16 protein-coding genes are annotated in these 21,484 nt (G+C 60.8%); 10 read left to right on the top strand and 6 right to left on the bottom strand.

The annotated features are described in order from the left end of the window. Window positions 1–226: 226 nt before the first annotated feature. Genes AB4O36_RS09695 through AB4O36_RS09685 form a run of 3 tightly spaced genes read right to left on the bottom strand, consistent with a single transcriptional unit; the run spans window position 227 to window position 3,920 of the window. Window positions 227–1,813, bottom strand: a complete 1,587-nt coding sequence (locus AB4O36_RS09695) for a GMC family oxidoreductase (RefSeq protein ID WP_460141590.1) — start codon at window positions 1,811–1,813, stop codon at window positions 227–229. A gap of 18 nt (window positions 1,814–1,831) precedes the next feature. Then, window positions 1,832–2,710, bottom strand: a complete 879-nt coding sequence (locus tag AB4O36_RS09690) for a sugar phosphate isomerase/epimerase family protein (protein WP_460141589.1) — start codon at window positions 2,708–2,710, stop codon at window positions 1,832–1,834. A 46-nt stretch (window positions 2,711–2,756) separates the two neighbouring features. Further along, on the bottom strand, window positions 2,757–3,920 hold the full coding sequence (locus tag AB4O36_RS09685; RefSeq protein ID WP_460141588.1) for a Gfo/Idh/MocA family protein: 1,164 nt from the start codon (window positions 3,918–3,920) through the stop codon (window positions 2,757–2,759). A 502-nt stretch (window positions 3,921–4,422) separates the two neighbouring features. Between AB4O36_RS09685 and AB4O36_RS09680 the strand changes: the two genes are divergently transcribed. The 7 genes from AB4O36_RS09680 to hisD all read left to right on the top strand — a co-directional run bounded on the left by AB4O36_RS09680 (window position 4,423) and on the right by hisD (window position 12,667). Continuing rightward, window positions 4,423–5,586 (top strand): ABC transporter substrate-binding protein, encoded by a 1,164-nt coding sequence (locus AB4O36_RS09680; protein ID WP_460124097.1) that lies wholly within the window; start codon window positions 4,423–4,425, stop codon window positions 5,584–5,586. Window positions 5,587–5,719: 133 nt separating this feature from the next. Then, window positions 5,720–6,649 carry an ABC transporter permease gene (locus tag AB4O36_RS09675; protein ID WP_460141587.1) on the top strand — a complete coding sequence of 310 codons (930 nt, stop codon included), beginning with the start codon at window positions 5,720–5,722 and terminating at the stop codon, window positions 6,647–6,649. Window positions 6,650–6,680: 31 nt separating this feature from the next. After that, a complete protein-coding gene (locus tag AB4O36_RS09670) occupies window positions 6,681–7,466 on the top strand; it encodes an ABC transporter permease (RefSeq protein ID WP_460141586.1) in 786 nt (261 codons plus the stop codon). A gap of 3 nt (window positions 7,467–7,469) precedes the next feature. Continuing rightward, entirely contained in the window at window positions 7,470–8,549 is a 1,080-nt protein-coding gene (locus AB4O36_RS09665; protein ID WP_460124088.1) for an ABC transporter ATP-binding protein, read from the top strand. A gap of 63 nt (window positions 8,550–8,612) precedes the next feature. Next, on the top strand, window positions 8,613–10,202 hold the full coding sequence (locus AB4O36_RS09660) for a GMC family oxidoreductase (protein ID WP_460141585.1): 1,590 nt from the start codon (window positions 8,613–8,615) through the stop codon (window positions 10,200–10,202). An 81-nt stretch (window positions 10,203–10,283) separates the two neighbouring features. After that, window positions 10,284–11,096: a helix-turn-helix domain-containing protein gene (locus AB4O36_RS09655; protein ID WP_460141584.1), complete on the top strand. Its 813-nt coding sequence runs from the start codon at window positions 10,284–10,286 to the stop codon at window positions 11,094–11,096. Window positions 11,097–11,359: 263 nt separating this feature from the next. Next, the gene (gene hisD, locus AB4O36_RS09650; protein ID WP_460141583.1) at window positions 11,360–12,667 is read left to right on the top strand and encodes a histidinol dehydrogenase; all 1,308 of its coding nucleotides are present in this window, start codon (window positions 11,360–11,362) and stop codon (window positions 12,665–12,667) included. 72 nt (window positions 12,668–12,739) lie between these two features. On the opposite strand, the gene AB4O36_RS09645 is transcribed toward hisD, so the two are convergent. From AB4O36_RS09645 to AB4O36_RS09635, 3 genes are all read right to left on the bottom strand, one after another. Then, on the bottom strand, window positions 12,740–13,894 hold the full coding sequence (locus tag AB4O36_RS09645; protein WP_460124076.1) for an MFS transporter: 1,155 nt from the start codon (window positions 13,892–13,894) through the stop codon (window positions 12,740–12,742). Between the two features lie 75 nt (window positions 13,895–13,969). Then, window positions 13,970–15,355: an amino acid permease gene (locus AB4O36_RS09640; protein WP_460141582.1), complete on the bottom strand. Its 1,386-nt coding sequence runs from the start codon at window positions 15,353–15,355 to the stop codon at window positions 13,970–13,972. Between the two features lie 188 nt (window positions 15,356–15,543). After that, window positions 15,544–16,617 (bottom strand): LacI family DNA-binding transcriptional regulator, encoded by a 1,074-nt coding sequence (locus AB4O36_RS09635; protein ID WP_460124070.1) that lies wholly within the window; start codon window positions 16,615–16,617, stop codon window positions 15,544–15,546. Window positions 16,618–17,326: 709 nt separating this feature from the next. On the opposite strand from AB4O36_RS09635, the gene AB4O36_RS09630 reads away from it, so the two are divergent. From AB4O36_RS09630 to AB4O36_RS09620, 3 genes are all read left to right on the top strand, one after another. Further along, on the top strand, window positions 17,327–17,986 hold the full coding sequence (locus tag AB4O36_RS09630; RefSeq protein WP_460124067.1) for a ThuA domain-containing protein: 660 nt from the start codon (window positions 17,327–17,329) through the stop codon (window positions 17,984–17,986). Between the two features lie 79 nt (window positions 17,987–18,065). Further along, window positions 18,066–19,853 (top strand): thiamine pyrophosphate-binding protein, encoded by a 1,788-nt coding sequence (locus AB4O36_RS09625; RefSeq protein WP_460124064.1) that lies wholly within the window; start codon window positions 18,066–18,068, stop codon window positions 19,851–19,853. Between the two features lie 14 nt (window positions 19,854–19,867). Beyond that, on the top strand, window positions 19,868–21,469 hold the full coding sequence (locus tag AB4O36_RS09620; RefSeq protein WP_460124061.1) for a GMC oxidoreductase: 1,602 nt from the start codon (window positions 19,868–19,870) through the stop codon (window positions 21,467–21,469). The last annotated feature ends 15 nt before the right edge of the window (window positions 21,470–21,484 follow it).

Genomic DNA, 21,484 nt, shown 5'->3' with positions numbered 1-21,484 from the left:
GTCACCCAGCATGCGCTGGCTGGCTTCGGAAACCAGGGCGTTGTTCTGATACGCCTGACGGATATTGAAGAATTCGACAGACACGATGACCGCCAGCAAACAGACACCGGCAAGCAGGACGATCCTGGCTCGGATGGACAACGCCACGGCAGCTACCTCGATATTATTGATGTTTGGAGTCAGCAGGGTGATGAGGGCGATGCACTCGCCCCCTGCGCGTGACTGGCTACGGATTGCGCCGGATCATGTCCGCGAGTTTTTCGCCGATCATGATGCACACCGAATTCGGGTTGCCCGAGACCAGGGTCGGCATGATGGACGCGTCGGCAACGCGCAGGCGCTCGATGCCGTGCACGCGCAGCTCTGGCGAAACCACCGCGTGCGCATCGGTGCCCATTCGGCACGTGCCCGAAGGATGAAGCGCGGCGTGGGCTATCTCTTCACAGAACTGCGCGATTTCCTCACGGTTTTTCACCTGTGGCGCCGGTACGTGACGGCGCGCGATGTAAGGTTTGAATACCGACTGCTCCATGATCTGGTCGGCGATCCGGAAGCCCTCCACCAGCGCATCCAGGTCGTACGGATCGGCGAAGTAGTTGGGGACGACTCTCGGCGGCTGGTCCATGGAGCGACCGTTGAGCTCGACAAATCCTCGGGACCTGGGCCGGATCTGACCGAAGTTGATCGTACAGCCATTGCCGCCGGGCACTGAATCGACGCCCTCTTCGATTCCCGCGCCGACCACCATGAAGTACTGGATATCCGGTGTCGTTTCTTCCTTCTGCCCCCACCAGAATGCGCCCGCCTCGATCAGGTTGGACGCCGCCGGGCCGTTGCGAAACAGACCGTACTGCAAGCCCGCCGCGGCCTTCCACAACGGTTTTTTGTACTTGTCGTAGCTGTGCGGACCGGTCAGCTCGTAGACCATCGATATCTCGATGTGGTCCTGCAGGTTCTGGCCCACGCCAGGCAGGTCCTTGACGACACTGACGCCCTGCTGCTCGAGGTGCCTGGCGGGTCCGATGCCCGATACCATCAGCAGTTGCGGCGTGGCAATGGCGCCCGCCGAAAGGATGATTTCCTTGTTGGCGTACAGTTCCTTACGCACGCCCTTTTCGGTGTAGACGACGCCCTTGGCCACATGGCCTTCGAACAGGATCTTCTCGACCTTGCATCCGGTCCTGACCGACAGATTCTTGCGACCACGGGCGGGACGGATATAAGCGGCTGCCGCGCTGCTGCGCACGCCGTTGCGCGACGTGATCTGGTAGAAGCCGCACCCTTCGGGTTTGCCACTGTTGAAGTCCGGATTGTAAGGCAGGCCATATTCCTGGCAGGCCTGCAGCCAGACCCTCGACAACGGGTGGATATAGGGCGGGTAAGACACCCCCAGCGGGCCGCCTGTACCATGCACCTCATTATTGAAGGTGTCGTTGTTCTCTGCCTTCCTGAAGAACGGAAGCACCTCCTGATAAGACCAGCCAACCGCGCCCTGCTCCGCCCAGCCGTCGTAATCCTCGGGTACCCCGCGAATGTAGATCATGGCATTGACCGAGCTGCCACCACCGAGCACCCTGGCCTGGACCATGGTTGGCGGCTCACTGCGCGATTGCGAACCGGTGGGCTCCCATTGATAACGCTTGAGCAGGTCGCCCTGCGCGGTTTTGTAGTAGGCGCCGGGGATATGGATATAAGGGCTGAGATCACGTGGCCCCTCTTCGAACAACACCACCTGCGTCGCGCTGTCTTCGCTCAACCGACCGGCGAGCGTACAGCCTGTGGAACCGCCACCCACGACTATGTAATCAACCATGTTCAATTCCAGTACCGATTAACCGTTGACGAGCTCATTGAGCAACTTGAAGTGGCTGCGGGCGACCTCGAAGCTGTTCGCCTGATGCTGTTTCTGACAGAACAGCTCGCAGCTCCACCACCCCTGGTAACCCGTGGCCTTGACGGCCTGAACCCACGCCTTGAGGTCCAGAACCCCTTCACCGGTGGGCACGTCGCGAAGAACGTCTTCATTGGGAATGCCGCCGTTGAATGCCAGCGAGTCGCACACATGCACGCCATAGAGGTAGTGCTTGTCCATCCGTGCAACGGTGTCGGGCGTGTCACCCGAGGTGTAGCAATGCCAGAAGTCGATCACCATCTTGACGTTGGGCCGGTCGGCTCGGTCGATCAACTCGATCTGGTGGGTGATCCCGGTGAGAGGCGTCCAGGCCAGGGCCTCCAGGTAAAGGGTGAGGTTGAACTGGGCAGCAAGATCAGCCAACGCTCGCAGATTGCTGGCGGTAATGCGCTTTTGTTCTTCAAGCTCCAGCCCCAACAAACCGGCATACGCGCTGGACCGGCGGCGATCGCGATGATCGATGACGGCCTGGACATCGATCGGTCCGGTCAGCACCTGAACCCCTTTTGCACCTGCGGCAACGGCCATGGAAAACAGCTGCTGGGCGTCTTCCATCAATTGCGCGTGCAGTGCGCCAGTCCGCTCGATATCGCGCAGATAACCCAGGCCCGGCACCGACAGGCCGCCCAGCAATCCCTTGAGATCATCGTGCGAATAACCGGCGTCGAAGTACTTGTGCAGCTTGGTTGCTGACAGTTCCAGCGCCGTAAACCCGACGGATTTCGCCAGGTTCACATCCAGCGCCACCGTACCGTGGCGCGCCACGGTGCAGTGCAGGGCAAATTCATTCACGGCCATTTACAACTCTCCCGAGTAACTCGCGTTTGTTTTTATTGAGCTCGACTCAGCGAGCAAACCTGACCCACTTTCTGTGGGTGCTCGATTCGAAGCACAGGTGAGCCAGTTCGACCCCTCGGCAGCCCTGCTCCAGGTCCGGAACCGGCACCCGCAACGCGCCCGGCCCGCGATCGCCTGCGGCGATGGCCACGGCAAAATCCTGGTAGAGGATCGCCAGGGCCTCCAGATACCCTTCGCTGCAGCCGGCTGGCAGGCTCGAAAAGGCCTGGGCTTCAAGGTTGTCCGCTTGCCCGCGACGCAGGATCAGCTCCGCGCTGTCCACGGGCTTGAGGTGCAGCAGTTCGGGCGACTCCTGGGACCACTCAAGGCTGGCTCGACTGCCAATCACCTTGAACGTCAGGCCATTGCGATGCCCGGGGGCCGCGAAGCTCACCCACATCAGGCCTTCGATGTCCTGACTGAATTCGAACTGGGCCACGCAGTTGTCGTCCATCGGCCAGCCCGGCACCTTGTTGCTCAAGGTCGCACTCAGCGCCGTTGCGCGTTGGCCGGTGAGAAACTCCATCAGGTTGAACGCATGGGTGCCGATGTCGCCGACCACGCTGCTGATGCCTGCCTTGTCGCGCTCACCACGCCAGGCCAGGCTGGCGTTGAGCGATTCCACGCCCGGCGCCAGCCACTCCAGCAAGTACTGGACCTGGATGAACCTGACCTCGCCAATGGCACCGTCCTGGATTCTGCGACGGGCTTCGCGCACCATCGGATAACCCTGATAGGTGTAGGTCAGCGCAAAGAACGTATTGCGCTCGGCGGCCAGGCGTTTGAGTTCATTCGCCTGGTAGATTTCGTTCACCAGCGGCTTGTCGCAGATGACCGCTATCCCGGCGCGCAGGAACGCCTGGCAGGCTTCAAAATGCAGGTGGTTGGGGGTGACGATAATGACGGCATCGATGGGGTCGGCCCGACCGGCTTCAGCACTGGCCATCTGCTGAGCGCTGGCGTAGATCCGCGAGTGGCTGACGCCCAGCGCATGGCCGGCCACGAGGGACTTTTCAGGGTGTGAAGAGAACACCCCCGCGACGAGTTCATAACGATTGGACAGGCGCATCGCCGCCCGATGCAGCGACGCAAAATAAGCGCCCTCGCCGCCGCCGATCATGCCGACCTTGAGCTTTGCGGGGCTCGGAATATCGCTCGTTATATTGGGCATCTCACGATCTCGGATTGACACTCTTGTACCCCGAGTATCAGCCCGCCCTGCCCAGCGCTCAATTTCGCAAGCCGTCGGCACATGACGCGAACTGACGCAAGTCATGACTGATGGCTCGTACGACCCGCGATCGTTCACACCTGATTGTGCGTCAGACTGCGTCAGATATCCCTTTCATGCGAAATTGATCGCGTCTGTTTGCAGTTCGATACTCGGCTCATGAAAACAATAAGCCGAGCCTGTCAAGCGCTGGGCGCACAGTGTGTTTTTCCTGCGGATCCCGCGGCGCGAAACCCTGTGCAACCCGGCCACCCTGCGACGCCAAGCCACGTGCATGGGTGGGTGGACTATTCAGTCCGTCTTTCCCAGCGCCCGGCTCGCAACATCGCCCCGCTGCGCCTTTCTCCTTCTGCCCAATTCGTACCTGTAACTGCGGCCTTCGCCCCCGTGGCGGTGGCGTGTTTCCGATCGATTTCATCCCCAACACGAGTAGGACATCTGTATGAAGCACGAATCAGATAAGGCCGGACCTTCCAAAACGACGACAACACTTTTTGGTGATGTCACCCTTAATCGCCGCTCGTTCATGCTTGGCTCGGCGGCGGCCGCTGCCGGGCTGTACATCAGTTCGTGGGCACCGAACAGCTTCGCCGCGACGGGCCATCTGGAGATCCTCGGCTGGGAGGGCGAGACCGGCGACGCCGAACTCGCAGCCTGGCGCAAGCAGCGCGACATCACCGTGCGCTCCAGCTACGCCGCCACCCAGGATGACATCACCGCACGACTGGCCGGCAGCAATCCGGTACAGCTCGACCTGACCATGTACGCCCTGGGCTATGAGGCCATCTACCGGGACATGGGCATCCTCTCCCCCATCGACGCCTCGCGGATTTCCAACTACAACGCCAATGACACCCTGCCGCTGTTCTACAAGGGCGCTCAATGGTTCTGGGACGGCAAACAGTGGGGTATTCCGCTGCTCTGGGGTATGAACACCATTGTCTACAACGTCGCCAAAATCGACAAACCCACCCGATACAGCGACCTGCTCAACCCTAAACTCAAGGGCAAGCTGACCTTTGTCGACGACTCGCTTTCCACCTGGAGCCTGATCGCGATCATCGCCGGTTACGGCGACAAATACCCGAACCTGACCCGCGCCGAATTCACCGATGCGTTCGAAAAGCTGCAGCCCTACCGAGACCAGTGCCGAGTGTTTGCCGCCTCGGTGGGCGACGCCGTTTCGCTGCTGGCTTCCGGTGAAGTCGACGCGGTGTTTTCCCTCTCGGCGCAGGGTGTCCTGGAAACGCAGAAGCGTGGGGTGAAAACCGCCCTGTCGGTGCCCGAGGAAGGCGCTGCCATCTGGTGCGATGCGCTGTTCGTGCCACAAACAGCCAAGGATGTGCCGCTGGCGCTGGAATACGTCAACAAGATGCTGGAACCGCAGATACAGGCAGAAATGGCCTGGTCGATGTTTTCAGGCGTCACCAACCAGAAGGCCATCCCGCTGCTCAGGCCCGAGCTCAAAGAGCTGTTCGACTACGACCATCTCGACGCGGTCTTCAAGAAGTCGAAGCTCTATGGCGTACCGCCGTTGAACTCTGAGCAATACGTGACTTACGCAGAGTGGGTGGATCAATGGGCCACCTTCAAAGGCTCCTTTTGAGCCACACCCTTGGCCAGGGCGCACACGCCCTGGCGCAACCCCGACACGGGACGCCGGGAAAAACGATCAATCGAGTAAGCGAAGTCCGCATGCCTGGCAAGCATCCCACTACCTGCTGCAATGGGTCTGTATCATGAACGTCATCAATCAAAGCAAGTTGGCAAGCACGGACGCTTGTGACTCGACACCCTCAGGGAACGCCGACAGAAAACGCTTCACCCCCTTTTACCTGGCCGGGGCGCCGTTCGCCTTCCTGCTGGTCTTTTTCATCATCCCTGCGGTCCTGCTGTTCGTTTCGAGTTTCTGGCTGTCGCGGTCATTCACCATGATCCCCTCTGCCACGCTGGCCAACTACGCCCGTGTGCTGGGGGCCAGCGGCTTCTACGACTCGCTGTGGATCTCCATGCAGAACGGCTTCTGGACCGCCACGCTGTCCACCCTGCTCAGCGCGCCCGTGGCCTGGTACATCGTCTACCGAACACGCTCCAACGCGATCCTCTACCTGGTATTGGTTTCCTGGTTCTCCAGCTACCTGGTGCGGGTCTACGCCTGGCGCACCATCCTTGGCTCGACCGGTGTGATCAACAGTTCGCTCATGCAGTGGGGCGTGATCGACACGCCCATCGACTGGATCGTGTTCAACAAATTCGCGGTGGTCATCACCCTGGTCCACATCATGTTGCCCTTCACCCTGTTGCTGTTGGTGTCGGGCTTGCGTGATGTGAAAAAGGACTATCTGGAAGCCTGCGCCGACCTGGGCGGCAGCGGCTCGGTGGCCATCCGCAAGGTCATCATTCCCATGGCGCACAAAAGCATCGTCAGCTCCTTCATGTTCACTTTCGTGCTCGCCGCCGCGGATTACGTCACGCCACAGTTGCTCGGCGGCCGCGATGCCATGACCACCGGGCTGTTGATCGCCAACCAGTTCCGCACCGTGGGCAACTGGCCGCTGGGTGCGGCCATGGCTTACCTCCTGCTGATGGTCTTCATGCTGGTCTACGCCGCCCTGCTGGTGTTCATGCGTTCGATGAACCTGGCGCCCGGCAAGCGTTATCACGACTGACAAACAGGGCGCTGCCCCCCGGAGAATGAAAATGGCCCGGTTATTTACCTGGTTCTACATGCTGTTCCTGTATGCCCCCATCGGCCTGATCGTGCTGTTCAGCTTTCACTCGACACCGTCGTTGTCACTGCCTTTCGAAGGCGTTTCGCTGCGCTGGTACGAAACCATCTTCAACAGCTATGACTTCAGGACCGCGCTGGGCAACAGCCTGATTGTGGCGGGCGCCTCGGCGCTCTTCACCACCTTGCTCGGGACGTTGTCCGCGCTGGCCCTGATGCGCATGAAAGGCAAGGCGAAATCCACGTTCGCCTTCCTCAATTTCGCGCCCATCGCCATGCCGGGGCTGTTCCTGGGTATCGCGCTGGTCATCCTGTTTTCGCTGATCGGGCTGCCGCGTTCTCTGCTCACCATCATCATCGGTCACACCTTGTTTACCCTGCCCTTCTTCGTCGAATCAGTGCGCTCGCGCCTGGAGTATTTCGACCTGTCCTTCGAAGAAGCCGCACGGGATCTCGGCGCTACGCCACTGAAGGCTTTCTGGCTGGTCACCTTGCCCATCATCGGCCCGACCATCGCCGGCGCCGCCATCCTGACCGTGGCGTTGTCGCTGGACGAGTTTCTGATCACGGTCTTCGTCACCGGGACCGATACCACCCTGCCGCTGCTCATCCTCTCGATGATCCGCCGCGCCGTTGACCCAAGCATCAACGCCGCGTCCGTGATCATGCTGGTGATGACCATTGCAATCATCGGGGTCGCTGGATTGGTAATGACGATGCGCCGCCGGCGCATCGAACTCGAACGCACAGGGGAATGAACCATGTCCATCAACAGCATTGAACTCACCGGAATTTCCAAGGCCTACGGCAATCTCACCGCGCTTGGAAAGCTCGACCTCAACGTGCGCAAAAATGAAATCCTGACCTTGCTCGGCCCAAGCGGCTGCGGCAAGACCACGCTGATGCGCATCATCGCCGGCTTTGAAACGCCGACCACCGGCAAGGTGCTGATCGACGGCAAGGACGCCACCCGGCTGCCCCCGGAACAACGGCCGGTGAACATGGTGTTCCAGAAATACGCGCTGTTCCCGCACCTGGACGTGTTCGACAACGTCGCCTTCGGCCTGCGCCTCAAGCGCACGCCCAAAGATGAGATCAAGCGTGAAGTGTCCCGGGTACTGGAGCTGGTGCAATTGAGCACCTTCAAGAACCGTTGGATCTCCGAACTCAGCGGCGGCCAGGCGCAGCGGGTCGCGCTGGCGCGGGCGCTGGTCAATCGCCCTGCCGTATTGCTGCTGGACGAACCGCTGGCCGCGCTCGACCTGAAGATCCGTCACCACATGCTCAACGAGATCAAGCGCATCCACGAAGAGTCCTCCACCACTTTTGTCTACGTCACCCACGACCAGGACGAGGCCATGATCCTTTCCGATCGTGTGGTGCTGCTGAACAAGGGTGGCATCGAGCAGATCGGCGATCCGGAGGAAATGTACTGGGCACCCAAGACGCTGTTCGCCGCACGGTTTTTCGGCGATACCAATATCGTCGACGGTGTTTACGAACACGAAGGCTCAGGCCCCGGCAAGGTGAAACTGCCGTTCGGCCAATACGCCCACCTGCCCAAGGTCGCGTTGAACAGTGGCCCGGTGAATGTCTCGATCCGGCCGGAAACCATCGTCCTGTCGCCTTCGTCGGGCGCAACGCTGGACGGCGCTTTCGCCGGCACGGTCAAGGACACGTCCTTCATCGGCAATCGGGTGATCTACCGCGTCGCCGTGGGCGGCAGCGACCTGGAACTCAAATGCCAGCAACTGCCGACACCCGGCAGCCACACCATGGCCCCGGGTACACCGGTGACGCTGACGTGCCGGCCTGACAGTTTTGTGGTGGTGGCCGCCTGAAGGTTCTTCGAGGCGCATCCTGCGCCTCAAAGACCGCCTGTGTGCCGTGAGGAGGATCATGCGTTGGTGAACTACATAGTGGTGGGTGGCGGCTCGGCGGGTTGCGTGGTTGCGGCCCGGCTGAGCGAGAACCCTGATGCTTCGGTGGTGTTGCTGGAGGAAGGTCCCAGTGACTGGAATCCCTACATCCATTTGCCGGTGGGGTTTTACAAGACGAGCCAGGGCGCGCTGGTGGAACACTATCCCTGGCAACCGCCGCCGGACTACATCGGCCCCGCCAATCCGGGCATGGTTCAGGCGCGGGTGCTGGGCGGCGGCGCGACGGTGAACGCGATGGTGTACCTGCGCGGGCAGCCTGCCGATTATGATCAGTGGAGCCGGTCGGGCGCTGCCGGCTGGTCGTACCAGGACGTGTTGCCGTTCTTTCTGAAACATGAGGCCAACGATCGCTTCAACAACGCCTGTCACAACGTGGCAGGGCCAGTGGGGGTGAGTGACCAACGCTACACCCATCCATTGGCGCGCTTCTGGGTGCAAGCCTGTCAGGAAGCCGGCATGGCCTTCAATCCGGACTTCAATGGCGGCGCTCAGGACGGGTGCGGCTTCTATCAGATCAACGCCCGTAACGGCCGTCGCTCCAGCACCTCCGTTGCCTATCTCAAGCCCGCCAGGGTGCGGGCGAACCTTGAGGTGATTACCCAGGCCCGGGTGTTGCAGATCATCATCAGCCAAGGTCGCGCGGTGGGTGTGAAATACCAGCGTCGCGGCCAGGTGCAGCACCTGATGGCCGACAGCGAAGTGATCGTATGCGCGGGTGCCATCAACTCCCCCAGGTTGTTGATGCTGTCCGGTATTGGCGCAGCGGATGCGCTCGCCGGGCACGGCCTCAAGGTGCATTGCGACCTCCCAGGTGTGGGCCAGAACCTGCAGGATCACGTTGAGGTGTCGCTGATCAGCGAACTGAATACCGCCCTGAGCTACGACAAATACAAAAAGCTGCACCACAAGCTCTACGCAGGCTTGCAATACCTGCTGTTCAGGAACGGGCCGGCCAGCTCCAACATCGTCGAAGGCGGTGCGTTCTGGCGCACGTCCCTTGCCGAAGGACGGGCGGATGCGCAGTACTGCTTCATGGCCGGAGCAGGCGTCGAAGCGGGGGTCGATTCGGTGCCGGGTGGAAACGGCTGCACCCTGAACGTCTGCCAGACCAGACCGCGTTCCGTCGGCAGCGTAGCACTGCGCAGCGCAGATCCCGGGGCAAAACCGCTCATCCGCCCCAACTACCTGCAAGACCCGTACGACGTGGACTGCATGGCCGAGGCCGTGGAATATGGCCGCCACATCATGGCGCAGAGCGCAATCGCCCGGCATATACGCCGCGAGTTCGTCCCTGCGAAGGCGCTGCGCTCGCGAGACGACTACCGCACCTTCGTCCGCCAAACCGCCCACGGCGCGCTTCACCCGGTGGGCACGTGCCGGATGGGCGAGGATGACAATGCCGTGGTCGATAAGCACCTGCGCGTGCGGGGTATCGACGGCTTGCGAGTGATCGATAACTCGATTGCCCCCAACCTCTGCTCCAGCAATACCAACGCGATGGCTATCATGATCGGTGAAAAAGGCGCCTATCATGTCCTTCATGCCAGCGCTTGATGCCCGCAGGACCGCGCCTTGCCGGGCTGGGGTGAATGCCCCTAGACTGCCCCACTGCTCGCAAACGACTGAATAGATGCCATGCAAAACCAAGAGAATTTCCAAGAAAACCTGAAAATGTTATGCGAGCAGGTTGGCACGGTTTCGGAGATGTGCCGCCGTGTCGGCATCAATCGCCAACAGTTCAACAAGTACCTGGCCGGCACTCACCAACCCTCGAAATCGAACTTGCGGGCCATTGCAGGCTTCTTCGGGCTCAGCATCGATATTCTCTATACCCACCCCAACGACTTCCGCTCGATGATCGAGGGTGGCCACTTCCACCTGTTCCGCAACCTGGTCCAGTCACCCAAGATGTTGCTGTTCATCAACGAATTGTTGATGGAGAACGACGCCGATATCAGCGACCTGACGGGCGTCTATGAGCGTTATCACTACTCCTCCATCTACAAGGGCAAGATCGTCAGGTCAGTGTTCTGCATCTACGAGAAGAACGGAATACTGATGCACTATTACCTGGAGCGCTTTCCCAACCAGGACGGCAGCGGCAAGATCGACTACCACTTCAAGTACCACGGTTTGAGCTTCCTGATCTCCAATCGCATTTTTTGCGTCGACTTCGAAACGATCCAGCGCAATGAGATCACCTTCACCAACCTGGCGGCGGTCAGCCGTAACGCCAAGAAATACGTGTTTGGCGTGTCCAGCGGGATCGCCGCGACCATGGTTCGCCAGCCAGTGGCGGCAAAAGTCGCGATGAACTTCGTGGGCAAGGGGTTCATCAAGAAAGCGCATATCAAGCGGGCCACCGTGTTGTCTCCGGACGATCCGACCATCCCCAAGGAAGTGGTGGACTACCTGGGTTCCGGGACGGCCTCGATCGACCCGGTCTGATCAACTTAGATGTCCAACACGTCAGTAGCGGCCCGCAAGGCCGCTTTTTGCGTCAGCGATAAATTCACTCTGCGTCACTTTGCGTCAACTGTCGCTCGGGTGAGAAATTGTTCACCCACCCTCCCCGCTGTATTTTTTTCGAAGCAGCGGAAATCGTAGCGCTCACAACTTATTGCTCACCACGCACATTTGCATGATTGCGTGCGCCGGCTCGTGCTGCCCAAAAACCGAATAAATTGTTTGCGCCCGATCGAGGTGATGTCATGGCTCAATGGATAAAAAAAGCGAAACCTGCCGCACAGCAGGTAGAACGCAACGAACAGGTCAAAAGCGATGTTTCCCGCATCCTGCTGGATATCGAAAAGCGCGGCGACGCCGCAGTACGTGAACTCTCCGTAAAGTTCGACGGCTGGGATCGCGCGGACTATCGCCTCAGCGACGCGGAAATCAAAGAGTGCGTGGCCAGGCTGACCGAGCGTGAATACAACGACATTCTCTTCGCCCAGGCGCAGGTGCGTCGCTTTGCAGCCGCCCAACGCCAATCCCTGCTGGATGTTGAAATCGAAAGCATTCCGGGCGTGATTCTCGGTCACCGGCACATTCCGGTGAATGCCGCCGGATGCTATGTACCAGGCGGCAAATACCCGCTGCTGGCCTCCGCGCACATGTCGATCGTCACCGCCAAATCGGCCGGTGTGAAGAACATCACCACCGCCGCTCCGCCTTTCCAGGGCAAACCTGCGCCCTACATAGTCGCGGCCCAAGCCCTGGGCGGCGCGGATGCGATCTACAGCCTGGGCGGTATCCAGGCAGTGGCCGCGATGGCAATCGGTACCGAATCGATCAACCCCGTGGACATCATCGTCGGGCCGGGCAACGCTTATGTGGCCGAAGCCAAACGTCAGCTGTTCGGCCGCGTGGGCATCGACCTCTTCGCCGGCCCGACCGAGACCCTGCTGATCACCGACGACTCGGTGGATGGCGAGCTGTGTGCCACTGACCTCTTGGGCCAGGCCGAACATGGCGTGGACTCTCCGGCCGTCATGCTGACCACGTCGCGCGAACTGGCACTGGAAACCCTCAAGGAAATCGAGCGGCTCCTGGTCAAGCTGCCCACCCAGAAAATTGCCCGCGAAGCCTGGGAAAACTTCGGTGAGATCATCCTCTGTGAAGACTACGAAGAGATGGTCAGGTATTCGGACGAGTACGCCTCCGAGCACGTGCAGATCATGACCCATGACGACGATTACTTCATGAAGCGCCTGACCAATTTTGGCGCCCTGTTCGTGGGAGCGCGCACCAACGTTTCCTATGGCGACAAGGTCATCGGCACCAACCACACCCTGCCGACCAACAAGGCGGCGCGTTATACCGGCGGCCTGTGGGTCGGCAAGTACATCAAGACCTGCACCTACCAGCGCATCCTCACCGATGAAGCGTCCTCCCAGATCGGCGAATACTGTTCGCGACTGTGCCTGATGGAAGGGTTCGTGGGGCACGCGGAACAAGCCAACATCCGTGTTCGCCGCTATGGCAAAAAGGAAGTCGGTTTTGGTGAGCCGGCGCTCTGACGGCGGATCAGCACAAAAAAACCAGCACCGTAAAGGTGCTGGTTTTTTTATGGCTGGCAAACGCCCGACCTGCTAACCCCGGCGCACGACGGTCGCCGAGGTGAGCGCCACGAAAACCAGCAGGCCAGCGGTTATCAGCAACGCGAAGCTCAATGACGAAAGATGAGCGATGAACCCGATGGCCGCCGGACCCATGAGGATGCCCAGGTAGCCGATCGCGTTGACCGTCGACAGGGCCTGCGACACCGGCATCACCTGCTGCCGCCCGACCGCCGAGCAGTAGACGGGCACCATATTGGCGATGCCCGATCCCACCAGCACGAATCCGGCCAGGGTCAACCACTGGCTGTCGACCAGCACCGAAATGAGCATGCCGAACATCGCCACGGCACTGCCACCGACCAGCACCGTGCGCTCGCCCAGTCGTGGTACCAGCCAGTCACCGCCGAGCCTGCCGACGGCCATGGTCACGGAGAACAGCGCATAGCCGATGCCAGCCTGGCTGATGTCCATGCCTCGCACGGTGGTCAGAAAGACCGCGCTCCAGTCGAGCATCGAGCCTTCGACCAGGAACGCGATCAGGCACAGGATACCCACCAGGCAGACGTACCGGGTTGGCCGCGTGAACATCGGTGCCCCGGCACCCTCGCCATAAGCAAGCATGTGCCGACCGAATGCGACCAGCAGCGCCGCGACCACGCTTCCCAGCACGGCAACCGCCGACAACGGCGATAGACCAATGCCGAGCAATACCGAAACCAGCAACGCACTGAAGATGTTACCGACGCTGAACAGTCCATGAAACCCGGACATCATCGTACGCCCCAGACCACGCTCCACCATCGATCCCTGCAGGTTCATGGTGACGTCGGCCGTGCCCATGCAGGCGCCGAAGCACAGCAGGAACACCACCAGCCAATGGAACTGCGAGGCAACCGACAGCGCCAGCAGGCACAGGATCGCCGCACCCACCGCCGTCGTCATGGTTGCCCGGCATCCGACCTTGCTCACCAGCCTGGCCACGAACGGCATCATGCACATCGAGCCACTGCCCAGGCAGAGCAGCAACAGCCCCAGCTCGCCATCGCCGATCCCGGCGCGCTCGCGGGCAAAAGGCACCAGCGGCGCCCATGCCCCCATGGCGACGCCTGACAGGAAGAAGGCAATCCGACAGGCCAGCAGATTGTTGCGCGAGATCACGAAAAGGGAGTGGGTCAAATCGTTCATTGCTGATCAGCCATAAAAAAGCCCATCCGGGGATGGGCAAGGGTTGGTGAGCCGGGCTCGACGGGACAGTGAGACTCAGGCCTTGTCGCGCCTTTGCAGCACCACACCGATGACAATGAGCGTCAGGGTGAGCACCGAGGACACGAGCAACTCGGTCTGGTGGCCGGGTACCACCGCCATCAACACCAGGAAGGCCACGATCGCCGCGATGGTCAGATACGACAGCGCCGGGAACAGCGGGAACGTCACCAGCAGCGAGCGTCCCTGTACGATGGCGCGCTTGCGCAGAATGACCTGGCTGATCGCAATCACCAGGTACATCACCAGGGCGATGGTGCCGATAGTGGCGATCAGCGGAACGAGCACCGTCTGCGGCAAGGTGTAGTTGGCCACCAGCAGCACCAGAGCCCCGGCGCTGGCATAAAAGATCGACACTTTAGGCACACCGTTGGACGTGGTCTGGGCCCACGCACGCGGCGCGTCACGCCGAACGGCGAGTGAATAGCCCATGCGCGAGGCGGTGAAGATCGCCGAATTCAAGGTGCTGGCGACGCCGACCAGGATGACCGCCTGAATGATGGTCGCGGCCCCGGGTATGCCCATGGTTTCCAGTGCCGACTGGAACGAACCGGCCTGCAGCGCCGGAGCGTTCCACGCCACCAGGCTGACGATCACCAGGATCGAGCCGAAATAGAAAATCAGCATGCGCCAGACGACCGAGCGGATGGCACGACGGATATTGGCGCGTGGGTCCTCGGATTCGGCGGCGGCAATGGTGACGATTTCCATGCCGGTAAAACTGAACAGCGCGAGCACCAACGCCGAGGCAATGCCCGCGAGGCCGGTGGGTGCGAAGCCCCCGTCCTGCCAGAGATGGCCGAACCCTGTGGCCGAACTGCTCGGCAACAGGCCTGCAATCGCGCAGGCACCGAGCGCAATGAAGGCCAGGATGGTCACGACCTTGATCAGCGAAAACCAGTATTCCAGCGTGCCGAAGTTCTTCACGCTCATGATGTTGGTGAGGGTCAGCCCAACGATCAGGATCACCCCGATCGCCATGGAAGGCACCCCGACCCAGGCGCCGAGGATATCGGCGGCGACGATGGCCTCCAGTGGAATCACCAACACGTAGAACCACCAGTACAACCAGCCGATGGCAAATCCCGCCCAACGTCCCATTGCCTGTTGCGCGTAGGTCGAAAACGAGCCGGTGTCCGGGTTGGCCGTGGCCAGTTCGGCCAACATGCCCATGACGAGCACCACGAGTATCGCGGCGATGCCGAAGGACACCAGCACGGCAGGACCGGCGGCGCTGATCGCGCTCGCCGAGCCCACGAAGAAGCCCGCGCCGATCACGCCACCAATCGAAATCATGGTGATCTGGCGACTGCTCAGTCCTTTGGAAAGCGAGCCATGGGAAGCCACCGTCCGCTCGGACGGCAAATCCAGTTGATAGTCCACAGTGATGCCCCAATCAGGCACTGACCGCCGCATGGCGTGGCACGGACGGCAGTGAATTACACGAGAATTGTTGTTTTGACCGCTGTGTAGCCAGGGTCAGATTAGGGCGTGCCATGGACGGGGCTCAATTTCTCACCGCCTGAATAAGTGACGCAGCTTGACGCATCCGCCGCTCTGACGTTGCGCGATCAAGACGCAGGAGGCGCCGTCGACCCCCGCACCACCAGGCTGGTGTCGAAGATTTTCACCCGCGGCGCGAGCGGCTCACCGGCTTCAAGCTCTTCGAGCAGGATGCGCGCCGCCCACTCCCCCTTGCCGATCAGCGACTGGCGAATGGTGGTGAGATCGCGAAGACCGGCTTCAGGGATGTCGTCAAAGCCGATCACCGACAATTGCTCGGGCACCTGGACGCCCTGGGCAGCGGCGCGCGTCAGGGTGGCCAGCGCCATCACGTCCGAGCTGGCCACGATGGCCGTGATGCCGGTATCGCGTAGCAGAGTCGCCGCCGCTTCCTGACCAAGCGTGTTGGTGAACCCGCCCGCCTCGACGATCACCAGGTCGTCGTAGCCAATGCCATGGCGCTGCGCAGCATCCACATACGCGGCGAGCCGTTCCCTCACGATCATTTCCGTGGAAGCCTTGAAGCGTGCCTTGCTGACCAGGCCTTTCTTGCCATCGGGAAGCAGACGCTCGACGAGCACGCCAATCCTGCGATGCCCCAGCCCGATGATGTGCTCCATCTGGTCGATGGAAGCCTGGCGGTCGTCGATCCCCACGTAGTGCACCCCTTCCAGGCGCGGGGAGTCGATCACCACCGCCGGAATGGCGCGCCTGGCGATGTACTGCACGATGGGGTGATCGTCCGGCAGGGTCGAAATGATCAGGCCATCCACCAGGCCGCGCACGGCCAGGTTGTCGTCCCCTGCGCCCTCGCCTTCGAGTTTCTTGCTGCGCAAGGGAAACAGGGTCAGCGCCACGTTGGAGAGCTCATTGACCTGGGCAATGCCCTTGAGCAGGGAAAGGGCCCAGGGGTCATCGAACGCGTAGGACAACTGATCCATGACCGCCAGGCCGATGGCACCGACGCGCCCGGAGCGCAGGCTGCGGCCGCGAACGTTCGGGCCCGGATAACCCAACGATGCCGCCACTGCCAGAATGTGTTCGCGCTGGGTGGCAGACACCTTGCTGGAGCCACTGTAGGCATAGGAAACCGCCGGCTGGGAAACGCCGGCGGCCTTGGCCACGTCCTTCATCGAAACCATTTGAACCTTGTCCTTTTCTCTGTCACGGCAATGCGCGAGCGAGGTCGGCAAACCGAAAGTGGCGCCCAGCATACCGGCTCGATCCGGGCAAAGATAACCCTTGTCAGGGCTCTTTGGACGGCTGTCGGGGTGAGCGGGCAAAGGCCCCTTCCTCGCGGCCCATCACAGCCTTCTCGAGCGGGTTGCAACCTCGGGAAATTTCGACCGATGGCAATGCCCTTTGTCGCAACAGGGTATTGACCAGCCAAAATCGCGTGTTAATTTGTGCTCAAGGTTATACGTATAACCGAGCAAAATCACCTAACAAAAAAATGAGGCCCGCTTATGTCAGGCGCCCAAATACCGAATCCGGTCCAACGGCCGATTCATCCACTGCAACGCCGCGAATCCGTGATTGAACGGCACGCGTTTTTGCACACCTTTGCTTTCACTGTCCTACACAAATTCACATTGCAAACGTATTGAGCGTTCTTCGTTAAGAGCACTCTGCTGCGTGCAATGAGATGAATAACAGGCGCGGTTCCGACACTTCGGAACAGCTTGTATCGATAACGTTTTATCAATAACGCATTTCATGCGGCGGCCTCTTGCAGCCGCGAAAAAGTTCTCGCGGGAACTGTGTGATGCCGTTGAAAGATGGACAAGCCAAACGTCGAAGTTGCTTCGACCGATGCTTGTCGCCTGAAAAAAACAGAGTGGAGAGATAACCGTGACCCGTGTTCTTTATTTGTACGGCGGCTGGCCAGGCCACTACCCCTACGAAATCGCCGGTTGGGCGCGCGAACTGTTCAAGGAGCTGGATTTCGACGTCGAAGAGTCGACCGATATCTTCACCCTGGACCGCGACCTGAAGTCCTACGACTTAATCGTCATCGGCTGGAACAACGCCGTTACGACCGAAACGCTGACGGCGACCCAGGAAAAACACTTGTCCGAAGCCATCGAAAGCGGCGTCGGACTGGTCGGCTGGCATGGCGCCGGGGCGGCCTTCCGCGCCAGCCTCAAATACCACTTCATTCTCGGCGGCTCGTTCCTGGAGCACCCCGCAGGCGAAGGGTATCCGCACCCCTACAGGGTCAACTTCCTCGACCGCCAACATGAAGTGACTCAGGGTGTGGAAGATTTCGAAGTGCGCTCCGAGCAGTACTACATGCAGGTCGACCCGAACATTCATGTGCTGGCCGAGACCACATTCGACGGCAATCCGATGCCGTGGCTCAAGGGTCATCGCAGCCCAGTGGCCTGGGTGCGCAACTGGGGCGAAGGACGGGTGTTCTATCACTCCATCGGCCACGACACCAGCAACCTCGCCGACCCCAACATCCGTCGCCTGACCAAGCAAGGCCTGCGTTGGGCTGCGCGCAAGTGAATACCTGACCGGTAGCTCCAGGCGCCCCGGCCCCTGAAGTCATTCCAGAAAAACCCCCTCCAAGCAGGAGCGAAACAAAATGGCAAAACTTACAGGCAGCCAGGTGGTTGCCCAAACCCTGAAAAACTACGGCGTGGAGTACGTCGCCGGGATTCCCGGCCACGGCATCTGGACCTTGATGGACGCCTTCATGGAAGAGGAGTCCAAGCTCAAGTTCATTCAGGTTTTCCATGAACAGAGCGCCGTGCACCTGGCTGACGGTTATTACCGTGTCGCCGGCAAACCCATGGTTGCCGTGACGTCCATTGGCGCTGGCGCCAGCAACACGGTGATCGGCATGGCCACCGCCTACACCGACTCCACCAGTTGCATGCTGATTACCGGCGGCCCGCCCACCCACATGCGTGGCCATGGCCTGCTGCAGGAGCTGGAGCGCTACACCGACAACGACTTCCCGAAGATCGCCGAAGCCGTGTCCAAGCGTCACTGGGTCGCCACTCGTACCGAGGAAATGCCGTTCATTATGCACCGCGCCTTCAGCTCGATGCTGACCGGTCGCCCGGGCCCCGTGCACATTGAAATCCCGATGGACGTCCAGGCCGAAGCGGGTGAAGTCACGCTGCACGACCTTCAAGAGCGCATTCCGGTGGGCAAGGTCTACCCAGACCCCGAGGCCATCAAGCGCGCCGCCCAAGTGTTGCGCGAAGCCAGGCGTCCGATGATTGTCATCGGCGGTGGCGTGATCACAGCCGAGGCTTCGGCAGAAGTCGTCGCCCTGGCCGAGCATTGGAAAATCCCGGTGGTCACCACCTGGAACGGCAAGAGCGGCTTCCCGGAAGATCACGCCCTGTTCGCCGGCAGCGTCGGCCAGACCGGCACCCTGTGCGGTAACCAGATGGCCTCCAGTGCCGACGTTATCCTGGCTGTCGGTTGCCGGTTCACTGACTGGTCGTCATCGAGCTATGCCCAAGGCGTGACCTTTTCCATTCCACCGGGACGACTGATCCATATCGATATCGATCCGCACGAGATCGGCAAGAACTACCCGGTGGCCGTGGGCATCGTGTCGGATGCGAAATACGCCCTCGCCCATCTCGTCGAGGCTTTGAAGAGCGACTCCGTCGATCGCAGCGATTATCTGGCGGACTTGAAGCGCAATCAGGATCTGTGGGAAGCCAAATTGGCCACCCGTCGTGATTCCGACCGTTTTCCATTCACCTCACAACGGCCGCTGGGTGCGCTGCGCAAGATCTTCCCGCGCGACACCATTGTGGTGGTCGGCTCGGGCAACGCCCAGGGTGCGGTCAAGCAGACGTTCCCGGTGTACACCCCACGCACGCACCTGACCTCCGGCGGCTTCTCGTCCATGGGCTGGGCCGTGCCTGCAGCCATCGGCGCCAAGCTGGCGGCTCCGAACCAGCCGGTGGTGTGCATCCTGGGCGATGGCGACTTCCTCATGAACCCACAGGAAATCGCGGTCTGCGTGACCAACAATATCCCAGTGGTCTTCCTGATCCAGAACAACGCCGGCTATATGTCGATCCGTGGCGGCCAGCGCAAGCAGACCAGTCGTCATCTGGGCAGCGAGTTCAACCTGCCGAACGGCGAACCCTATTCGCCGGACTACGCGGCGCTCGGCAAGGCGTTCGGCATGCTGTCGTTCTGCGTGAAGAGCAACGAGGAGCTGGAGCCGATCCTGCAACAGGCTCTGGACGCCAATGCCCCTGTGCTGATCGAAGTGCCGACTGACCGCGACGCGGCCGGCCCGTGGGTGCCGGGCTGGTGGGACTTCCCGGTACCGGAGTACATCACTGACGAACGTCAGGACGAGTACTGGGAACTGCGCAAAAAAGAACAGCATCTGTAAACCACGATGAAGGCATGCACGAAGTGAGTACTTCAAACATCACTCTTTCAGCGCAAGCCACGTCCGAGGGAGCGCCGGTTCGCCGGCGCTCCACCGAGACCGCCACGCCTGATGAAAACGGGAACCTGACCTGCGACGTGCTGATCATCGGATCAGGCATGGGCGGTTCAACCTTCGCCCACGCGCTCGTCGACAAGGGACTGGATGTACTGATCGTCGAGCGCGGTGATTTCCTGCCGCGCGAGACCGAGAACTGGAGCGCCGAGGCCGTTTTTGGCCAGGGGCGCTATCGCAATGCCGAACAATGGCTGGACCACCACAACAAGCCGTTCTCCCCCGGCGTGTTTTATTACGTCGGTGGCAACACCAAATTCTACGGCGCCATGTTGCCCCGTTTCCGGGAGGTCGACTTTGCTGCGGTTCATCATGCCGAGGGCATCGCGCCAGCCTGGCCAATCACCTATGCCGACCTGGAGCCGTTCTATTGCCAGGCCGAGGCGTTGTACAAGGTGCATGGCAACGCGGGGCAAGATCCCACCGACCCATGGCGCTCCAAGCCATATCCGTGGCCGGGATTGAAACATGACCCCGCCCTGTTGCCCCTCGAAGCCGCGATGCGACACGCCGGGCTGTCACCTTTCGTAATGCCTGCGGCGGTGGATTACGGCACTGATCGGGCCTGCGTGCTGTGCTCCACGTGCGACGGCTACCCCTGCCTGCTCGAAGCCAAAGCCGACGCAGAAATATCGGCGCTGCGCCCGGCCCTGCAAAAAGGCGCGCGGCTGTTGGTTGGCACGAAGATTGATGCGTTATCGACCTCTGACGACGGAAAACGCGTCACCGAGGCCTGCGGTACAAAGGACGGCAAACCGGTGCGGATTGTCGCCAGGCGCGTTGCGCTGGCCTGCGGCGCCGTCAACAGTGCCGCCCTGCTCCTGCGCTCACGCAACGCGCAGCACCCCAACGGGCTGGGCAACCGCTCCGATCAATTGGGAAGAAACTATATGGTGCATAACAGTACCTTCATGATTGCCGTCGACCCTCGACGCAGCAACGACGTGAAGTTTCAGAAAACCCTGGCGATCAACGACTGGTACACCGCCGGTCGCAGCAATACCTTCCCGCTGGGAAATGTGCAGATGCTGGGCAAGATCCGCGAACCCATGATCAGCCCGATGCGCCCATGGATTCCAAAAATGCTTTCGCGCTATATCACCGCGCACAGCGTCGACCTGTACCTGACGTCCGAAGACATTCCCACCCCTGACAATCGCATCGAATACGACGCCGAACGCGATGCCATCAAGGTTCACTGGACCCCCAACAACCTCAGCGCCCACGCACAACTGGTCGAGCGTACGAGCGAGATGATGAAGAAAGCCGGGTACCCGTTTGTCCTCACCGAGCGCATGGGCATTGGCACCAACTCGCACCAATGCGGCACCGCCGTGATGGGCAATGACCCGGCCAACAGCGTGGTGGATGCGAACTGCAAGATGCATGACCTGGACAATGTCTGGATCGTCGACAGCGCTTCGTTCCCCTCCTCGGCGGCCGTCAACCCGGCGCTGACCATTGCCGCGAATGCGCTGCGCGTCGCCGCCAACTTCCACTGATACGGCATCCCTGCG

The organism is Pseudomonas sp. S2_E01 (assembly GCF_054668365.1).
This window is presented reverse-complemented; position numbering and strand designations above follow the sequence as displayed.